The organism is Marinobacter aromaticivorans (assembly GCF_002806975.1).
GTDB classification, from domain to species: Bacteria; Pseudomonadota; Gammaproteobacteria; order Pseudomonadales; family Oleiphilaceae; genus Marinobacter; species Marinobacter aromaticivorans.
The window spans coordinates 50,517-65,888 of the sequence record NZ_NIHD01000012.1; the positions used below are offsets into that span (position 1 = coordinate 50,517).

General features: G+C 56.8%; 15 protein-coding genes. 6 read left to right on the forward strand and 9 right to left on the reverse strand.

Features of this window, described 5'->3' with window-relative positions; all coding sequences use genetic code 11:
- The first annotated feature begins 132 nt into the window (after nucleotides 1-132).
- Both CDH48_RS15450 and CDH48_RS15455 read left to right on the forward strand, forming a co-directional pair.
- Nucleotides 133-348: a hypothetical protein gene (locus CDH48_RS15450; RefSeq protein WP_227521114.1), complete on the forward strand. Its 216-nt coding sequence runs from the start codon at nucleotides 133-135 to the stop codon at nucleotides 346-348.
- 246 nt (nucleotides 349-594) lie between these two features.
- Nucleotides 595-1,050: a DUF2489 domain-containing protein gene (locus tag CDH48_RS15455; protein ID WP_100689637.1), complete on the forward strand. Its 456-nt coding sequence runs from the start codon at nucleotides 595-597 to the stop codon at nucleotides 1,048-1,050.
- A 297-nt stretch (nucleotides 1,051-1,347) separates the two neighbouring features.
- Here CDH48_RS15455 and CDH48_RS15460 read toward each other — a convergent pair whose 3' ends face one another.
- The 3 genes from CDH48_RS15460 to CDH48_RS15470 form a co-directional block, all read right to left on the reverse strand.
- Nucleotides 1,348-2,715 carry an HDOD domain-containing protein gene (locus tag CDH48_RS15460; RefSeq protein ID WP_100689638.1) on the reverse strand — a complete coding sequence of 456 codons (1,368 nt, stop codon included), beginning with the start codon at nucleotides 2,713-2,715 and terminating at the stop codon, nucleotides 1,348-1,350.
- A 147-nt stretch (nucleotides 2,716-2,862) separates the two neighbouring features.
- Complete coding sequence (recG, locus tag CDH48_RS15465) at nucleotides 2,863-4,938, reverse strand: ATP-dependent DNA helicase RecG (RefSeq protein WP_100689639.1); 2,076 nt, start codon at nucleotides 4,936-4,938, stop codon at nucleotides 2,863-2,865.
- Nucleotides 4,939-4,946: 8 nt separating this feature from the next.
- The gene (locus CDH48_RS15470; RefSeq protein ID WP_100689640.1) at nucleotides 4,947-5,906 is read right to left on the reverse strand and encodes a hydrogen peroxide-inducible genes activator; all 960 of its coding nucleotides are present in this window, start codon (nucleotides 5,904-5,906) and stop codon (nucleotides 4,947-4,949) included.
- Nucleotides 5,907-5,981: 75 nt separating this feature from the next.
- Here CDH48_RS15470 and CDH48_RS15475 point away from each other — a divergent pair, with 75 nt between their 5' ends.
- Nucleotides 5,982-6,848, forward strand: a complete 867-nt coding sequence (locus tag CDH48_RS15475) for an NAD-dependent epimerase/dehydratase family protein (protein WP_100689641.1) — start codon at nucleotides 5,982-5,984, stop codon at nucleotides 6,846-6,848.
- A gap of 20 nt (nucleotides 6,849-6,868) precedes the next feature.
- On the opposite strand, the gene CDH48_RS15480 is transcribed toward CDH48_RS15475, so the two are convergent.
- The 4 genes from CDH48_RS15480 to gmk form a co-directional block, all read right to left on the reverse strand.
- Nucleotides 6,869-7,255, reverse strand: a complete 387-nt coding sequence (locus CDH48_RS15480; protein WP_100689642.1) for a RidA family protein — start codon at nucleotides 7,253-7,255, stop codon at nucleotides 6,869-6,871.
- 81 nt (nucleotides 7,256-7,336) lie between these two features.
- On the reverse strand, nucleotides 7,337-9,478 hold the full coding sequence (locus CDH48_RS15485) for a RelA/SpoT family protein (protein ID WP_100689643.1): 2,142 nt from the start codon (nucleotides 9,476-9,478) through the stop codon (nucleotides 7,337-7,339).
- A 28-nt stretch (nucleotides 9,479-9,506) separates the two neighbouring features.
- A complete protein-coding gene (rpoZ, locus tag CDH48_RS15490; RefSeq protein ID WP_100689644.1) occupies nucleotides 9,507-9,719 on the reverse strand; it encodes a DNA-directed RNA polymerase subunit omega in 213 nt (70 codons plus the stop codon).
- An 88-nt stretch (nucleotides 9,720-9,807) separates the two neighbouring features.
- The gene (gene gmk, locus CDH48_RS15495) at nucleotides 9,808-10,452 is read right to left on the reverse strand and encodes a guanylate kinase (RefSeq protein WP_100689645.1); all 645 of its coding nucleotides are present in this window, start codon (nucleotides 10,450-10,452) and stop codon (nucleotides 9,808-9,810) included.
- 183 nt (nucleotides 10,453-10,635) lie between these two features.
- On the opposite strand from gmk, the gene CDH48_RS15500 reads away from it, so the two are divergent.
- Both CDH48_RS15500 and CDH48_RS15505 read left to right on the forward strand, forming a co-directional pair.
- Nucleotides 10,636-11,523: a universal stress protein gene (locus CDH48_RS15500; RefSeq protein WP_100689646.1), complete on the forward strand. Its 888-nt coding sequence runs from the start codon at nucleotides 10,636-10,638 to the stop codon at nucleotides 11,521-11,523.
- Nucleotides 11,523-12,338 carry an RluA family pseudouridine synthase gene (locus CDH48_RS15505; protein WP_100689647.1) on the forward strand — a complete coding sequence of 272 codons (816 nt, stop codon included), beginning with the start codon at nucleotides 11,523-11,525 and terminating at the stop codon, nucleotides 12,336-12,338. The genes CDH48_RS15500 and CDH48_RS15505 overlap by 1 nt, the downstream gene beginning before the upstream one ends.
- Before the next feature lie 14 nt (nucleotides 12,339-12,352).
- Here the strand turns inward: CDH48_RS15505 and CDH48_RS15510 are convergent, their stop codons facing one another.
- Nucleotides 12,353-13,582, reverse strand: coding sequence for an oxygenase MpaB family protein (locus CDH48_RS15510; RefSeq protein WP_100689678.1), 1,230 nt, complete (start codon nucleotides 13,580-13,582; stop codon nucleotides 12,353-12,355).
- A gap of 150 nt (nucleotides 13,583-13,732) precedes the next feature.
- Here CDH48_RS15510 and CDH48_RS15515 point away from each other — a divergent pair, with 150 nt between their 5' ends.
- Nucleotides 13,733-14,317 carry a TetR/AcrR family transcriptional regulator gene (locus tag CDH48_RS15515; RefSeq protein ID WP_157807846.1) on the forward strand — a complete coding sequence of 195 codons (585 nt, stop codon included), beginning with the start codon at nucleotides 13,733-13,735 and terminating at the stop codon, nucleotides 14,315-14,317.
- A gap of 26 nt (nucleotides 14,318-14,343) precedes the next feature.
- On the opposite strand, the gene CDH48_RS15520 is transcribed toward CDH48_RS15515, so the two are convergent.
- Complete coding sequence (locus tag CDH48_RS15520) at nucleotides 14,344-15,210, reverse strand: YicC/YloC family endoribonuclease (RefSeq protein ID WP_100689679.1); 867 nt, start codon at nucleotides 15,208-15,210, stop codon at nucleotides 14,344-14,346.
- Nucleotides 15,211-15,372: the final 162 nt, after the last annotated feature.

Genomic DNA, 15,372 nt, shown 5'->3' on the forward strand with positions numbered 1-15,372 from the left:
GCCAGTCTCCGGACTGGCCTTTTTTGTAGCCGGAACAGCGAATCACGGTTTCCCTCAGCCAGCATTTTCCTGCCAATCTGGTTGCACAATGAAACCCGACCTGCAACAACAAGAACCCCGGGAGAAACACTCATGCAAAACGGCACCAGTACCCAGACCTTCGGCAGTATCGCGATCTGGCTCGCATACTGCCTGAACATACTTACCGGGAAGCTGGATGTTGTTGGCGGTGTGATGTTCAGCCAGCCCGCCATTGATCTGATTGCACCGGGAGCCATGTCCGGGCAACGGGGGCACTTTGGCAAGCGCCACAGCCGGGTTAAAGGGGCTGCCGGAGTTTGCGAGTGAGTACCCTTCAAGCACCATGGCGGATGAAATTCTCACGCCGATATCATTCTGCCTCCCACCACTGCATTTGAACGCAGCAAGCGATTGCCTCGGCCCGTGCCGGCGCGAGTATCAACGAAGTATAATGCGACCAGGAAACCGATCCGGTTGCCGGCACATCCGTATTGAATGGTCAGTCGGTAACTGTCAAAGTCTGGCAGTCGAAACAGCAACCTGTGCCCGCCTGAACCTGATAGGGAGAACAGCATGCCTCAATGGCTACAGTGGAGCCTGATTATTGCCGGCGCTATCGCCATCACTGTCCTGCTGGGTTTTATCCGGCGGCAGATATCCATACTTGCGGATAACCGCAGGCGCAAACAGAAGGCAGAGGCGTTTCAGGCAAAACGACGTCAGGATATGATCGACAGTATCCGCGTGATTGCAATGGCGGTAGAGGAAAATCAGATCGAATATTCCGAGGCCTGCCTGCGCATCAAAGGCCTGCTTGATCATGTGGCTCCGGAGTTAATGGAGAGGGCTCCGTTCCGGGTGTTTATGGAAGTCTACGAGCAGCTTCGCCATATGCCGACCCATCAGGCACGCCAGGATACGGAGGTGCGTTTTGTAGAGAAAATGGACAAGGAACGGTTTGAGGTGGAAGAACGCCATGCCGATGAAATACGCCGTGCCGCAACGGCCATCCGCAATCACGCTTTCTGACCCAAAACCTGTTTGTTTCTTTTTGTAACAGGGAAAAACAGTGTCGGCTTTTTATCGATTCATTATCAGTAGCTTGCTCAAAGCACGAAAAGTGACGTAATGCTCAAATTCCCACGTTCGGGGAAATGGCTTTTCCTTTTTAAAGTCCTTGTCTAAATTGAAACCAAGGGGGCCGGCTGTTCACCACATTAATCACTGCCCTGGGTTGTTTCTCCTGTCACGTTCGGACGACTCTGCAACAAGCAGAAACTTTGCCGGCCTTCTGTAGCCGGCTTTTTTTCAGCTCACTTTTCTTTTTTACTGGCTCATCATGCCAGCCATGGCCATCACGTTATCCTTGCTGGCGACCAGCTCATCAAACTGGGCCTCGACCCGCGCGCGGTCCAGGCCAAGCTCGTCATAGACCTCCTGCTCCAGAGGCTCACCAGCACCCCCCAGCGCCACGCCTCTGGATGTCAGCAGTTGCCTCCCAAGCCAAAGCAGCCTGGCGTACACACTGTGCGCGCCCTGATAGTTACGGTTTTTCTGGTACCTTATGGCCAGCGTAACCTCTTCAGGCATGCCCCAGTTTTCCATCAGCTGCGCCGCAATCTGTTCCCGGGTGATTCCGAGGAGATAGTGTTCTGTTACCGACGAATCGATACCGGGATTCACTTCCAGGGAACGACATACCAGGTTGAAATGGGGTGGAAAAACCTGGGCCAGCAAAAGATAGCCAAAGTTATGCAGAAGACCCGCAAGGTAGGCCAAACCGAACATCGGGCGTTTACTGCGGGGCATCATGCTGGCGAGAATGCCTGCAGACTGGGCCTGCCAGATGGCCTGTTGCCAGTAATCGACATAACCGTCCGGGTGATCCTGTGGCTGCTTGAGCGCTCGTCCCAGCGAAAGGCCCATGGCAAGGTTCATCACCATATCAAACCCGAGCACTCTCGATACGGCATCGTGCACGGAGCGAACCTGCCCGGCGGCGGCATAAAAGGATGAAGATGCCCAACTGACAACCTGGGCGGCCAGGCTGGGATCACTCTCAACAATGTCCACCAGATCACCCATTACCGCATTCGGGTTCACCCGCAGATGAATAATGCGTTGCGCGGTTTCAGGCAGTGGCGGGAGTTCCAGTGTATCTTCCAGGCGCTGGCGGATGCGCAGGCTGGTAAACTTCTTGAGGGCGAAAGTCAGCTGGCTGCGATCATTGGCCGGATCGTCCAGGTTTACTGTGATGTTTTCTGCTGCCACGGTAAACGACCGGCGTTCAGCCCCGGCTGTCAGTGCACGAAAGTCCTCTGCCGGCATCACCATGGCCAGATTCTGGCCTTCCAGCTCCAGGGCTACCGAAGGCAAATCATCTATCCGGCGATCGACAATGGTCGGCCAGCCTGTCAGCGAGGGCAACGCAGGCAGTTCTCTCAGCCCGGCCCGCTCTTTCACCCGAACCTGTTCCCGGGATTTCATCAGCCGATAGTCGCTTTCCAGTTGCTTGTTCAGCCGCTCCAGATCAATCAGATCTTCCTTGCAACAGATCACCTGAAGTTTATCCGGCCCGTCGTTGAGCAGGACCATCCGCAACAGTTCGTGGCGGTTGGCCTGGCGCGCGTCCCTCAGCGAAACACCCTTAGCGGCCTCACCAAGAGCCTGCTGAACCGTTACCGGTAATTCCATTGTATTCTCCCGAGTGTTGCTGCCTGCCAACCGGCCTCAATAATCGGCCATTGGCTGTTCAGTATAAGGCATGGCTTGCGTCTGAATGTTGATGTAAAACCAATTCACGGGAATGCAGGTACGTTTTATTATTCCCGCCAGATCGATTCACACATCGCCATACCGTACTTTTTCGCCCAGCCAGCGCCGGATCAACGCCTGCACCACTCTTGGGTGCTGCATAAGTTCCGGCGCCATCTCGCGCACTGGCTCAATCCAGCCCTTGTCTCTCTCAAAGTCTGCCAGCCGGAACTGCATCATGCCAGTCTGTCGGGTGCCGAGCACTTCGCCAGGCCCGCGGATTTCCAGATCCTTTTCAGCAATCACAAAACCGTCCTGGCTGTCACGCAAAGCCTGCAGCCTTGCTTTGCCGTTAGCGGAGAGGGGCGGGTGGTACATGAGCACGCAAAAACTGGCCTGTTCGCCCCGCCCTACCCTGCCACGGAGCTGGTGTAACTGGGCCAGGCCCAGGCGTTCCGGGTTTTCAATAATGATCAGGGACGCATTGGGTACATCCACGCCCACTTCGATTACAGTGGTGGCAACCAGCAAATCCAGCGCGCCCCGCTTGAACCGGTTCATTACCTCTGCCTTTTCCGTCGACTTGAGGCGCCCGTGCACCAGCCCGACCTTCAGCTCCGGCAACCGCTGCTCCAGCTCCTGGGCGGTAACCTCTGCAGCCTGACACTGCAGTGCCTCCGACTCCTCAATCAGGGTACAAACCCAGTAAGCCTGCCGGCCAGTTGAACAGGCGCTGCGCACGCGCTCAATCACATCTTCCCGCCGGGTATCGGGAATCACGATGGTTTCAACCGGTTTCCGGCCCGGGGGTAATTCGTCAATCACCGAAGTGTCGAGATCGGCATAAGCACTCATGGCCAGGGTGCGCGGGATGGGTGTTGCGGTCATGATCAGTTGGTGCGGTGCCAGGTTTCCGCCCACGCCTTTCTCCCGCAGGGCAAGGCGTTGGTGCACACCGAACCGGTGCTGCTCATCCACAATCACCAGCGCCAAACGGTGAAACAGCACATCGTCCTGGAACAGCGCGTGGGTGCCTATCACCACGCTGGCGGCCCCGGTATGAACGGCCTCCAGTGCTTCTGTTCTGGCTTTTCCCTTTACCTTGCCAGACAACCAGGCCAGTTGGATACCCAGGGGCGCCAACCAGCCATAAAAGTTCTGGTAATGCTGTTCAGCCAGTATTTCCGTGGGCGCCATCAGCGCAACCTGAGCCCCCGCTCCTATGGCCTGAAGCGCTGCCAGGGCGGCAACGATGGTTTTACCGGAACCTACATCGCCCTGAATCAGCCGCAGCATGGGTACGGGCTGGCTGAGGTCCTGCCGGATATCACCCATAACATGGCGTTGGGCGCCCGTCAGGGAAAACGGAAGCTCGCCGAGGAATCGCTCGGTCAGATCGCCCGTTGGTAACAGAGGCAAAGCCTGGCGGGCCTGTATCTGTTCCCGAACCTGCAGCAGGCTCAACTGATGGGCGAGCAGCTCTTCCATCACAAGGCGTTGCTGTGCCGGGTGGCGCCCCTCCACCAGTAGATGCACCGGAGCATTGGCAGGGGGAGAGTGCACCAACTGGACGGCTTCGGTGATACCCGGCAACTGGAAATCCGCGAGCAGCTTTTCTGGTAACCAGTCCCGTATCGGATGCCGGTGAAGGTAGGCCAGGGCCTGCTGGCACAGGCCTCTTACCCGGGGTTGCTGGATGCCTTCGGTCAGCGGGTAAACCGGCGTAAGGGTTGCCTGCCCCTCTGCCGGCATGGGTGGAGGATTTACCTGGTATTCAGGATGGTAGAATTCGTATCCGGCACGGCCAGGGCGCACTTCACCAAAACAGCGAACCCGCGTACCCTCTGCCAGGTGGTTTTTCTGGGCTGCATTGAAGTGAAAAAACCGCATCACCAGAAACCCGCTGCTGTCTTTCAGCGTAACCTGCAAGCTGCGGCGGCGCCCCATCACCACATCCGCTTTCATCACCTCCCCTTCCACTACCGCCACATCACCTATTCTGAGGCTGCCCATGGGCAGGATCCGGGTGCGGTCTTCATAGCGGTGAGGCAGGTGAAACAGCAGATCCTGCAACGAGGCAATACCCAGTCGCGCAAGCTTTTCAGCCAACGCCTCGCCTACGCCCTTGAGCTCAGTGACCGGTATATCGTCCAGGGATGCCATGGCTAAAGTCAGTCCGTTTCGGCAACAACCGGCGTGTCTACTTTCGCCTTCTCAATTACCCGGCACTGGCTGGCCGCAAGTGAGAGCACGTCAATGGCCTTGGGCCTTGGAAAGGTGACACGCCAGGCCAAAGCCACCGTACGGAATGGCACAGGCGGGGCGAAGGGCCGGGTTACCAGTATATCTTTATGGTACCGCATGCCGGAGGCGGCTGAGAGCGGCAGCACGGTAATACCCAGGCCAGAGGCAACCATGTGCCGAATGGTCTCCAGAGAACTGCCCTCTGTAACCAGTGAAGGGGACCCGGTATCCGCACGGCGGGTAACGGCTTCCACCAGAGGCGGGCAGGATTCCAGCACCTGATCCCGGAAGCAATGGCCGGGGCCAAGTAATAGTAACTGCTCGCGAGCCAGCTCCTCACCTGTAATTTGTTCTTTGGCGGCCAGCGCGTGGCCCGCGGGCAAAAGCACCACAAAGGGCTCATCGTATAACGGTAGTGTCAGCACCTCGGCTTCTTCAAAAGGCAGCGCTATAATAATTGCGTCCAGTTCAGATTGCCGCAGCTTCTGGCGCAGGTTGGCGGTGTAGTTTTCTTCGATATAAAGCGGCATTTCCGGCGCGGCACGGCGTAGCTCGGGCAAAAGATGGGGGAACAGATAAGGCCCTATGGTGTAAATGGCGCCCACCTTGAGCGGCGAGCTCAACTGGTTTTTTCCATCCTGGGCCATATCACGGATCACCCCCACCTGGTCCAGAACCCGCTGGGCCTGTTCCACAATGCGCTGACCGGTTTCAGTAACCCGGATGCTGCTTTTGCTGCGCTCAAACAGTGGGATGCCCAGCTCGTCTTCCAGCTTTTTGACCGCAACGCTGAGTGTCGGCTGGCTGACGTGGCAACGCTCGGCAGCCCGGCCAAAATGCCTTTCGCGGGCAAGCGTAACAACGTATCGTAACTCGGTAAGAGTCATGGTGATCTCCGGTCAAAAGGATACGGGCGACGATTCACTTGTTTATGGGTTAGAGGATAAGGATTGATATTGTCTATGGCAATCACTGAACGCAATAGTAAGCCGCGTATTCTTATAGCCGGTTGCGGCAAACTCGGAGGCGCCATCGCAGTCAAACTGAAGGAATCGGCACAGGTTTACGGCCTGCGTCGCAATCCTGCCAGGGTACCGGAAGGTGTCGCCGCCATAGGTGCAGACCTGACACGTCCGGAAACCCTCGCGGGCAAGCTGCCTGAAAACCTGCAGACGCTCGTCTACTGCCTGACTCCTTCCAGTTACGACGAGCAGGGCTACCGCGATGCGTATGTTAATGGCTTGTCCAATCTTCTCGCGGCCCTGGGCAATCAACAGCTTAAGCGGCTGTTTTTTATCAGCAGCACCAGTGTGTATGCCCAGAACGATGACAGCCTGGTCGATGAAACCAGCCCGGCCCACCCCTCCCGCACCACAGGGCAGCAGATACTCGCTGGCGAGCAGACAGCACTGGATAGTGGCCATCCTGCCACCGTGGTGCGTTTCAGCGGGATTTACGGGCCGTCAAGAAGGCGTTTTCTCGAGGAAGTTATTGAGGGTCGCATGAACCCTGAAGCGCCGGCGCCATACAGCAACCGCATTCATGAAGAAGACGCCGCAGCGGCTGTCGCCTATCTCAACGCTATGGCGCTTTCAGGAAAGCCTCTGGATACCTGCTATGTTGCGAGTGATTGCGAACCGGTGCGGCTGGATGAGGTGGTTGAATGGGTTCGCCAACAGGTTCCCTGTGCAGAGCCTGTAGCAGGTGCCCGAAAAGGCGGCCGGGCCGGCAGCAAGCGCTGCAATAACCAGCGCCTGCTGGATACAGGGTTTACTTTCCGCTATCCGGATTTTCGCGCCGGGTACCGTGCAATGATTGAAAACAGTTAAACCCGCTGCCTGATTCCGGCTCAGCTCAGTACCATTATTGCTTCCATCTCCACCGGCACACCCTTGGGCAGAGCTGAGACTTCAACGGCTGCCCGGGCCGGATAGGGCTCGGGGAAATAGGTCGCCATTATTTCGTTAACCGTGGCAAAGTTAGCCAGATCGGTCATGTAAATATTCACTTTAACGATATCCTTCAGTTCGCCTCCGGCAGCTTCGCAAACAGCCTTCAGGTTTTCGAACACCTGGCGGGTTTTGGCGGCAAAGTCTCCGGCTACCACTTCCATGGTTTCGGGCACCAGCGGAATCTGGCCAGAGATGTAGACCGTGTCACCTGCTTTCACGGCCTGGGAGTAGGTACCGATTGCCTGGGGTGCATTATCAGTCTGGATTACGGATTTATTGGCCATACCCTGTTACTTCCTCTCGTCCAAAACACCAATCGTCGCCCTTCCACAGGCGGGCTGTCAACTATGTAACCCTGACCGGGCTCAGTATTTTACGCGGCTGATTGAGGTGACCGCCTTGATGTTGCGTACCCGCCGCATCACCCGCGCCAGATGCTTGCGCCCGTGAACTTTAACCACAAGGCTGACCACCCCAAACCGGGCGTCCAGTTCGTCCACGTTAATACGCTCGATATTGCCGTCTGCCATGGCGACGGCATTGGCAATCTCGGCTATCAGCCCGCGCTGGCGTTCCAGTTCGACGCGAAGTTCTACAGAGAACTCGTCGGTGATATCTTTCGCCCAGGTGAGATGGGTCAGGCGGGACCGGCCCTCGTCGTCTTCCGGAAGGCGGGAGCAGGTGTCGGAATGAATGGTCATGCCACTGCCGGAGTCCATCACGCCGACAACCGGATCCCCGGGAATGGGTTTGCAGCAGGTGGCGAAGTGAACCAGCATACCCTCAGTTCCCTGAATGGTGATGGGTTCATTGTCGCCGCCCTGGATGTCCCGGACTTCGCCACCGGAATCTTCCCGCTCAGCACCACTTACAAGCTGACGTGCCACCAGGTAAGCCATTCGATTGCCCAGCCCGATTTCGCTCACCAGGTCATCAAAACTGTTTACCTGGTTGTGGTTAACCACGGCCTGCTTCTGTGCGTCATCAATATCAGACAAACGGGCACCAAAGCCATCCAGGGACTTTTTCAGGAGCGTGCGGCCCAGATCCAGCGATTCCGCCATCTTCTGGCTCTTCAGCGTATGGCGAATGCTGCTTCGTGCCTTGCCGGTCACCACAAAACTGAGCCAGGCCGGGTTCGGGCGGGCGCCCGGTGCAGTAATGATTTCCACGGTCTGGCCACTTTGCAACGGCTTGCTCAGGGAGCCGAGGTTCCGGTTGATTCGACAGGCTACTGTGGCATTGCCGATATCGGTGTGGATTGCGTAGGCGAAATCCACGGGCGTTGCGCCTCTGGGCAACTCCATGATCTTACCCCTGGGGGTAAACACATAGATTTCATCCGGGAACAGGTCCACTTTTACGTGTTCGATAAACTCGAGAGAGTCGTCTGCCCGCTCACGCATCTCCATCAGGCCCTTGACCCAGCGGTCCACTCTTGTCTGGTTCACGCTGGTGACGTTGCTGGGCTCATTTTTGTACATCCAGTGGGCGGCGATGCCGTCGTTGGCAATGTGCTCCATTTCCTCGGTGCGGATCTGGATTTCGATGTTTACGTGCATGCCAAAAAGTGTGGTGTGCAACGACTGATAACCGTTGGCCTTGGGCATGGCAATGTAATCCTTGAACCGGCCCGGCATGGGTTTATAAAGGCTGTGCACAGCACCGAGAATCCGGTAGCAGTCGTCTTCCGTATCGGTAATGATGCGGAAGGCGTATACGTCCATGATTTCGTAAAACGACTTCTGCTTGAACTTCATCTTGTTGTAGATGCTGTTCAGGTGCTTCTCACGCCCCATTATCCGGCCCGGCAGACCACGTTCTTCCAGTTTTTCCTGCAGTCGGCCCCGGATTTCCTCAATTATCTCACGGTGGCTGCCGCGCAATTTATCCACCGCCTTGGAGATATAGCGGGAGCGCATCGGGTGTAATGATGCGAAACCAAGGTCTTCAAGCTCGGTGGAAAGCGCATGCATACCGAGGCGATTGGCAATGGGAGCGTATATATCGAGGGTTTCTGTGGCGATGCGCTGGCGTTTTTCATAGGGCATGGGCCCCAGGGTGCGCATGTTGTGCAGGCGGTCGGCCAGTTTCACCAGAATAACGCGTATATCCCGGGCCATGGCCAGGGTCATTTTCTGGAAGTTCTCCGCCTGGGCTTCCGCCCGGGAACGAAACTCAATCTGGGTCAGCTTGCTGACTCCGTCCACCAGTTCCGCTACATCCTCGCCAAACTGTTCGGCGAGGGCATCTTTGGGAATACCGGTGTCTTCTATAACATCGTGAAGCATCGCCGCCATCAAGCTCTGGTGATCGAGCTTGAGGCCGGCGAGAATACGTGCAACTGCGAGAGGGTGGGTTATGTAGCGATCGCCGCTTTTTCGCATCTGGCCCTCATGGGCCTGCTCGGCATAATAATAGGCCCTTCGCACCTGATTGATGCGATTGGTATCCAGATAGGTACTGAGCTCACTTCTCAGCCCTTCTATTGTATTCTCAAGCGACACCGCGCCTCCACCGTATTGCTGCAGCCCCTTATTCGTCTTCGATTTCAGTCAGCAAATCACGGGAAACCAGGCCAGCGGCAATCTCTCGCAAGGCGATAACCGTGGGCTTATCGTTCTCTTCCGGAACCATTGGCTCTGCGCCTTTGGTGGCAATCTGGCGGGAACGCTTGGTTGCCAGCATCACCAACTGGAAACGGTTATCAACATGTTCCAGACAATCTTCAACGGTAACTCGTGCCATAACTTCCCCGACAATATAAAAATGACTGATTTAGCGGACCCACTAGTTTACTGCCCGCGGCGCAAATTGTATACCGCAAAAGCCCGTATCAGGCCGTGCTGTCGCTTTCACCGCACAACTGCGAAAGCAGCCGCCTGTGCCGAGACAGCTGCGCGCCAATCTGCAAGCGCTGGCTGCGCACAATGGCCAGAAGATCAGCCCGCGCCTCCTTGAAATCATCATTTACAACGAGATAGTCAAACTCACCGGCGTGGCGGCACTCATCCCTGGCTTCCGACAGCCGCCGATTCACAACCTCCGGCGTGTCGGTGCCTCTGCCCACAAGCCGGTCCCGCAGACTTTCAGCCGAAGGCGGCACAATGAAAATACTGACACACTCGGGAATAAGCCGGCGTACCTGGGACGCGCCCTGCCAGTCGATCTCGAGAATGACATCACGGCCCGTGGCCAACATCTCCCGAACCCACACCTGCGACGTACCGTAGTAATTACCGAAAACGTCCGCGTGTTCCAGAAAATCGCCACGGCCAATCATGGCTTCAAACTCGTCACGGCTGACAAAATGGTAGTTAATGCCGTCCTTTTCCCCTTCACGCATGGGGCGGGTGGTGTGGGATACGGAGACTCCCAGCTTTTGATCTTCATGCACCATTTCTGCCACGAGACTGGTCTTGCCAGCACCCGATGGCGCAGAAATAACGAACAGCGTACCCGTTTCACCGGCCTGGCTCATGATTCGACAACTCCTGAACTGGATCTGGCCGCCATTAACTGAAGGCCCGGAAAGCAGCCAATTATACGGACTTTGACCAAACACCGCATCCCGGACACCGCCACAACTGGTACCATTGGAAGGATGTAAGCAAAACACCACAGCATCAAACCAAAGCACAGTACAAACGATGGGGAAGGCAGCATGGATAAACTACTGATCGTCATGGATCCGGCCCATAAACACCAGAAAGCTCTGGCCCGGGGAATCGAGCTGGCGCGCGCCACGGGCGCTCACCTGGAAATCGTGGCCTTCACCCATGAGCATCTTGGCGCCCTGCCCTCAGACCCCGCCGTGCAACAGCGTGCCAGGGATGCCCTGATCGGACTTCGACAGCGCTGGCTGGACCAGATGCTGGCCCTGTCAGATTGCAGCGATCTGCAGGTCACCACCCATACAGTGTGGGAAAAAAACATACACCAGTGGATCATTGAACACTGCCACCCCAACCGCTTCAAAGCCGTGATCAAAACCGGGAGCCGCTCGGAGACCCTGCTTTATACACCAACGGACTGGCACCTGATCCGGGAATGCCCGGTACCGGTGATGCTGGTTGCGGAGCAGAAGTGGAACCACGCCCACCCGATTCTGGCGGCTGTCGATCTCAGTTCCACCAAGCCGGTCAAAAAAGCCCTCAACACGAAAATCATTGAGCAGGCCAGCGCTCTGGCAAAAGCCTTTGGATCGGAAGTTCATCTGGTTCACGCACTGCACATTTCCGAAGTGCTGGCAGATCTTGAAATCATCAACGTGGCCGAGCATGAACAAAGGCGCAGAGCCGCACTTGAACCCACCATCACTCACCTGTGCAACACCTGGCGCCTGAGCCGGGACCAGATTCATATGGCGGTTGGCCCGGCCCACAAGGTTATTCCCAGCGTTGCCAGCAAACTGAAAGCCGACATGCTGGTCATTGGCACCAGTGGCAAAACCGGCCTCAGGGCCAGGGTGATCGGCAATACCGCAGAGAAAGTGCTCACACACCTGAGAACGGACCTGCTTGCTATCAAGCCCGGAGATGCCGGCCAGTAATGCGCAGAAAATTCGACGTTACAACGGAACAGCCTACAACAGCGAGTGAAGCCCTGAGCCAGGCATCCGGGCTTTCGCGCCAGCGCGTCAAGGACGCCATGAACAAGGGCGCCTGCTGGTGGACATTAAAAGGCAAGCAGGTTCGGCTGCGGCGCGCCACCAGGGAACTCAAGGCCGGCACCCGGCTGCAGCTCTATTACGACGAGAAGGTACTGGGCCGAAAACCGGAAGCAGCAACGCTGCTAGAGGATAAAAACCGCTACAGCGTCTGGTTCAAACCCCACGGCTTACTGGCCCAGGGCTCACAATGGGGCGACCACTGCAGCCTGTTGCGCCGGGCTGAGGTGGAGTTGAAGCGCCCCTGCTTTCTTGTCCACCGGCTCGATGCCGATGCTGCCGGGCTAATGCTCATCGCCCACGACCCGAAAGCCGCGGGCGCACTGTCCCAGTGCTTCGCCGGGCGCACTATGACCAAACAGTACCTGGCCAGGGTAACCGGTGTTATCAAACTGCAGGATCAACTGATCGACGCGCCAATTGACGGAAAAACCGCCGTCAGCCGTGCTTCCACGATCAGTACCGATGAAGCCTCCGCAACCAGTCTTCTGCGAGTCACCATTGAAACCGGCCGCAAGCACCAGATCCGCAAACATTTGCAGAGCCTCGGCCATCCAATTATCGGCGACCGCCTGTACGGCAAGCCGGCGCAGGTTCCGCTGCAACTGCTGGCGACCAGCCTCGAGTTTGACTGCCCCATCAGCCGACAGCGGGTAAAACCGGAGCTGCCGGAACCGCTGCACAGCCTTGCCACGTGAACGCACTCCATTGTTTAAGTTCCGGGAAGCTGCACGCTGGAAGTGATGTCTGGCCGGCCGTCTCCAAACAGGGTCCGCATTTGTTGCCTTTGTGCTTTTCTGCCAAGTCTTGCCAACCGGTTTCGTCCCCCGGGCACAATTCGGTGGCCTGCGCACCAGGCAGCGTTAAGTGGCGCAAACAGGGCGGGATACCACGGTAGCGCCGACTTCGGGAGGCCCAATGCTTCCATTCCTTTCCCACCTACAAACAAGCGCGTCATACTCAGGTGAACCTGGCGCTCCCAATGGCCCCGAAGTTTTGGAAAATTGGCGTAGTGCCGGCCAAGCGGTTCATCCATAAGCGCGCGACCCAGCCGGCGGCTGTTCTCATCAGCAGTTGCCTGGCTTATCACGTTTTGGTAAAGGGCAATTCTGCCTTCCTGTTCGGATTCACACAGCAGGGATTCGTCTACACCCATAAGCCAGCCGATGTAGCGCCAAAGGTGCATGATATCCTCCGAATCCTGGCGGCTGATGAGCGTACCCAGAAGCTTTTGTCCAAACAGGAAGGACACAGAAAACGCCAGGTAGGTGGCTTGCATATCGTGCTGGTTGACCGGGAGCCCCCACTCGGAAGTATCCCAATCCGGGTTATCCAGAAGTTGTTGCCGAACCATCGCATGAATCAAGCGAACCCGAAGTGTTGTTTTAAAGCCTTCGGCATCTCGCTTCAGACCTCCGGGGGTAATGCAGTCCATCCACCATTTTGTGGTCTCTGCAACCCGACGCGCGGCTCCCCGCTCCAGGGCGCCAGTCATGATCAGTGTCTGGTTGATTCCTCTTGCCTGATAACCGGCCATAAGCCCAAGGTCACGCAAGACACGCATGCCGGTTTGCCCGGAAATGGCACTGGCCTGAGCGCCCCGCTCGAGCCGCTCCCAGTCCACCGAGGCGGGGGGCTGTTTGACAGCATCGAAGAACGCACGCAGCGGCGGCGCCAGTCCCTTCTGATCGAAGTTTCCTGACTCCAGTACTTTCCTGAACTGAGCGAAGCCTTTGCCACCGCCTTCACCACGAACCCAATTTGCCAAATCGTCAGCAACAGGATCACCCACCATCAGGGTTTCTCCCATGCGTTGCCATTGCTGTTCATCGGGAACCGCCGCCTTGCGATCATGGATGAACCACAGTAACGGCCTGGCAATTCTCTCAGCTTCAGATCGGTCCGCACCGTGGCGTGATGGCACTTTGTTTTGAATACCCATAAATCCACTCCAGTAGGGTTGGTTGTTTTTGTTACGACTCAGGATCAGCATATCAATGCCTGACGCGCCTTGGTACTCTCCAGTACCAAAATTAATGATACCCTTCCAGACACATTAATGAAGCGGGACCCAGGAACTGGACAAAACACTATGAAGGCTGAAACCAATTACCGCGTCCGCCTGCTTGAGGGCCTTACGCAGGTACTTGAAAGCAAAACGTATCGTGAGATTACCCTGGCGGACATTGCGGCAGCAGCACGGGTATCCCGCCGCACTTTCTATGAGCATTTCCCAAGCAAAGACGACTGTCTGCTGGCGCTTGCCGATCACACCAGCAAGAGCATGATGGTGGCGGTTCTTAAAGCCAGTTCGCCCACAAAAACCTGGCCGGTGCTGGTTCGGGATATCACCCAGGCCTATCTGTTCTTTATAGAATCAAAGCCCCATCTGATGCGCGCGCTGTATATAGACCTCGCGGCGCTGGGTGAATCAGGAGTGCAGATGCGGCGCAGGGTAGCAGAGCAGTTCGCCCTGTTCCTGCAGAAACAAGTTGAGCAGCAGCGCACTTCCAACAAGGCGCTGCAGCCAATGAGCCTGCTAATGAGCATGGCGCTGGTGGCGGGAATTAATGAGCTCATTCTCTATGAGCTCACTGAAAAGAAGGCTGGCTCTCTGATGGAACTCGCACCCACCGCAGAGCAGTTGATTCACCGGGTAGCGGCAGGGCAACAGTGAAAAGGTGGCTACGAGGTTAATGAACGTTACTCAATATTCTGAACCTGCTCGCGAACCTGCTCAATCAGCACTTTCAAATCCACGGCAGCCCGGGTTACGCCGGCATCAATGCTCTTGCTGCTCAGGGTGTTGGCCTCCCGGTTCAGCTCCTGCATGAGAAAATCCAGGCGGCGGCCAATGGCCTCATCACGCTTGAGGGTGTCTGTAACCTCGCTGATATGCGCATCCAGCCGGTCCAGCTCTTCGGCTACGTCACTTTTCTGGGCCAGCATGACCATTTCCTGGGCAATACGCTCCGGGTCCAGTTCCACCTTCGCCTTCTGGAAGCGCTCTCGCAGGTGCTCCTCCTGAGCCTCAAGCAGGCGGGGCATTCCTTCACGAACAGTTGCAACGAGAGATTTCATCTGTACCAGGCGATCTTCAAACAATGGTCGCAAACGCTCACCTTCCCGCTCACGCACAACGGCAAGCTCTTCCACTGTTTGCCTGAACAGTTCCAGGCCTGCCTCGCGGACCGAACTGAAATCCTGCTCTGGCACTGACAAAACTCCGGGCCATCGCAGAATGTCGAGGGCATTTATGTGCGCCGGGTTATCCAGCATACGATTAATATAATTTGCGGCCTCGTTAACCGCACGGGCAGTATCCTCATTGATCTCGAACCCCGGAGCACCCGCTTCGGTGGTCTGCAGGCGAATCGATACATCCACCTTGCCCCGCTTCAACTGCTTGCGCAGCTCCTCCCGAAACGGATTTTCAAGCTCACGCAGGGCATCCGGCAGCCGAAACGACGGTTCCAGATACCGATGATTGACAGTACGGATCTCGCAGGTCAGCGTACCCTGGGCATCCTGGACATCTTTCCGGGCAAATGCAGTCATACTTCTGATCATGTCGGCTCCGGTCTGGTTATTGAAGACATACTCCGAGTTTAACAGGCTGCGATCACCTGCGGCGAACCCTTCCATCCGCCCCGACACCCCGGCGCAACGTGTTATACTTTCCGGCTTTCAAATCCGGATCCGCCCGGGACAGCCTCCCGGACACTTACCTCA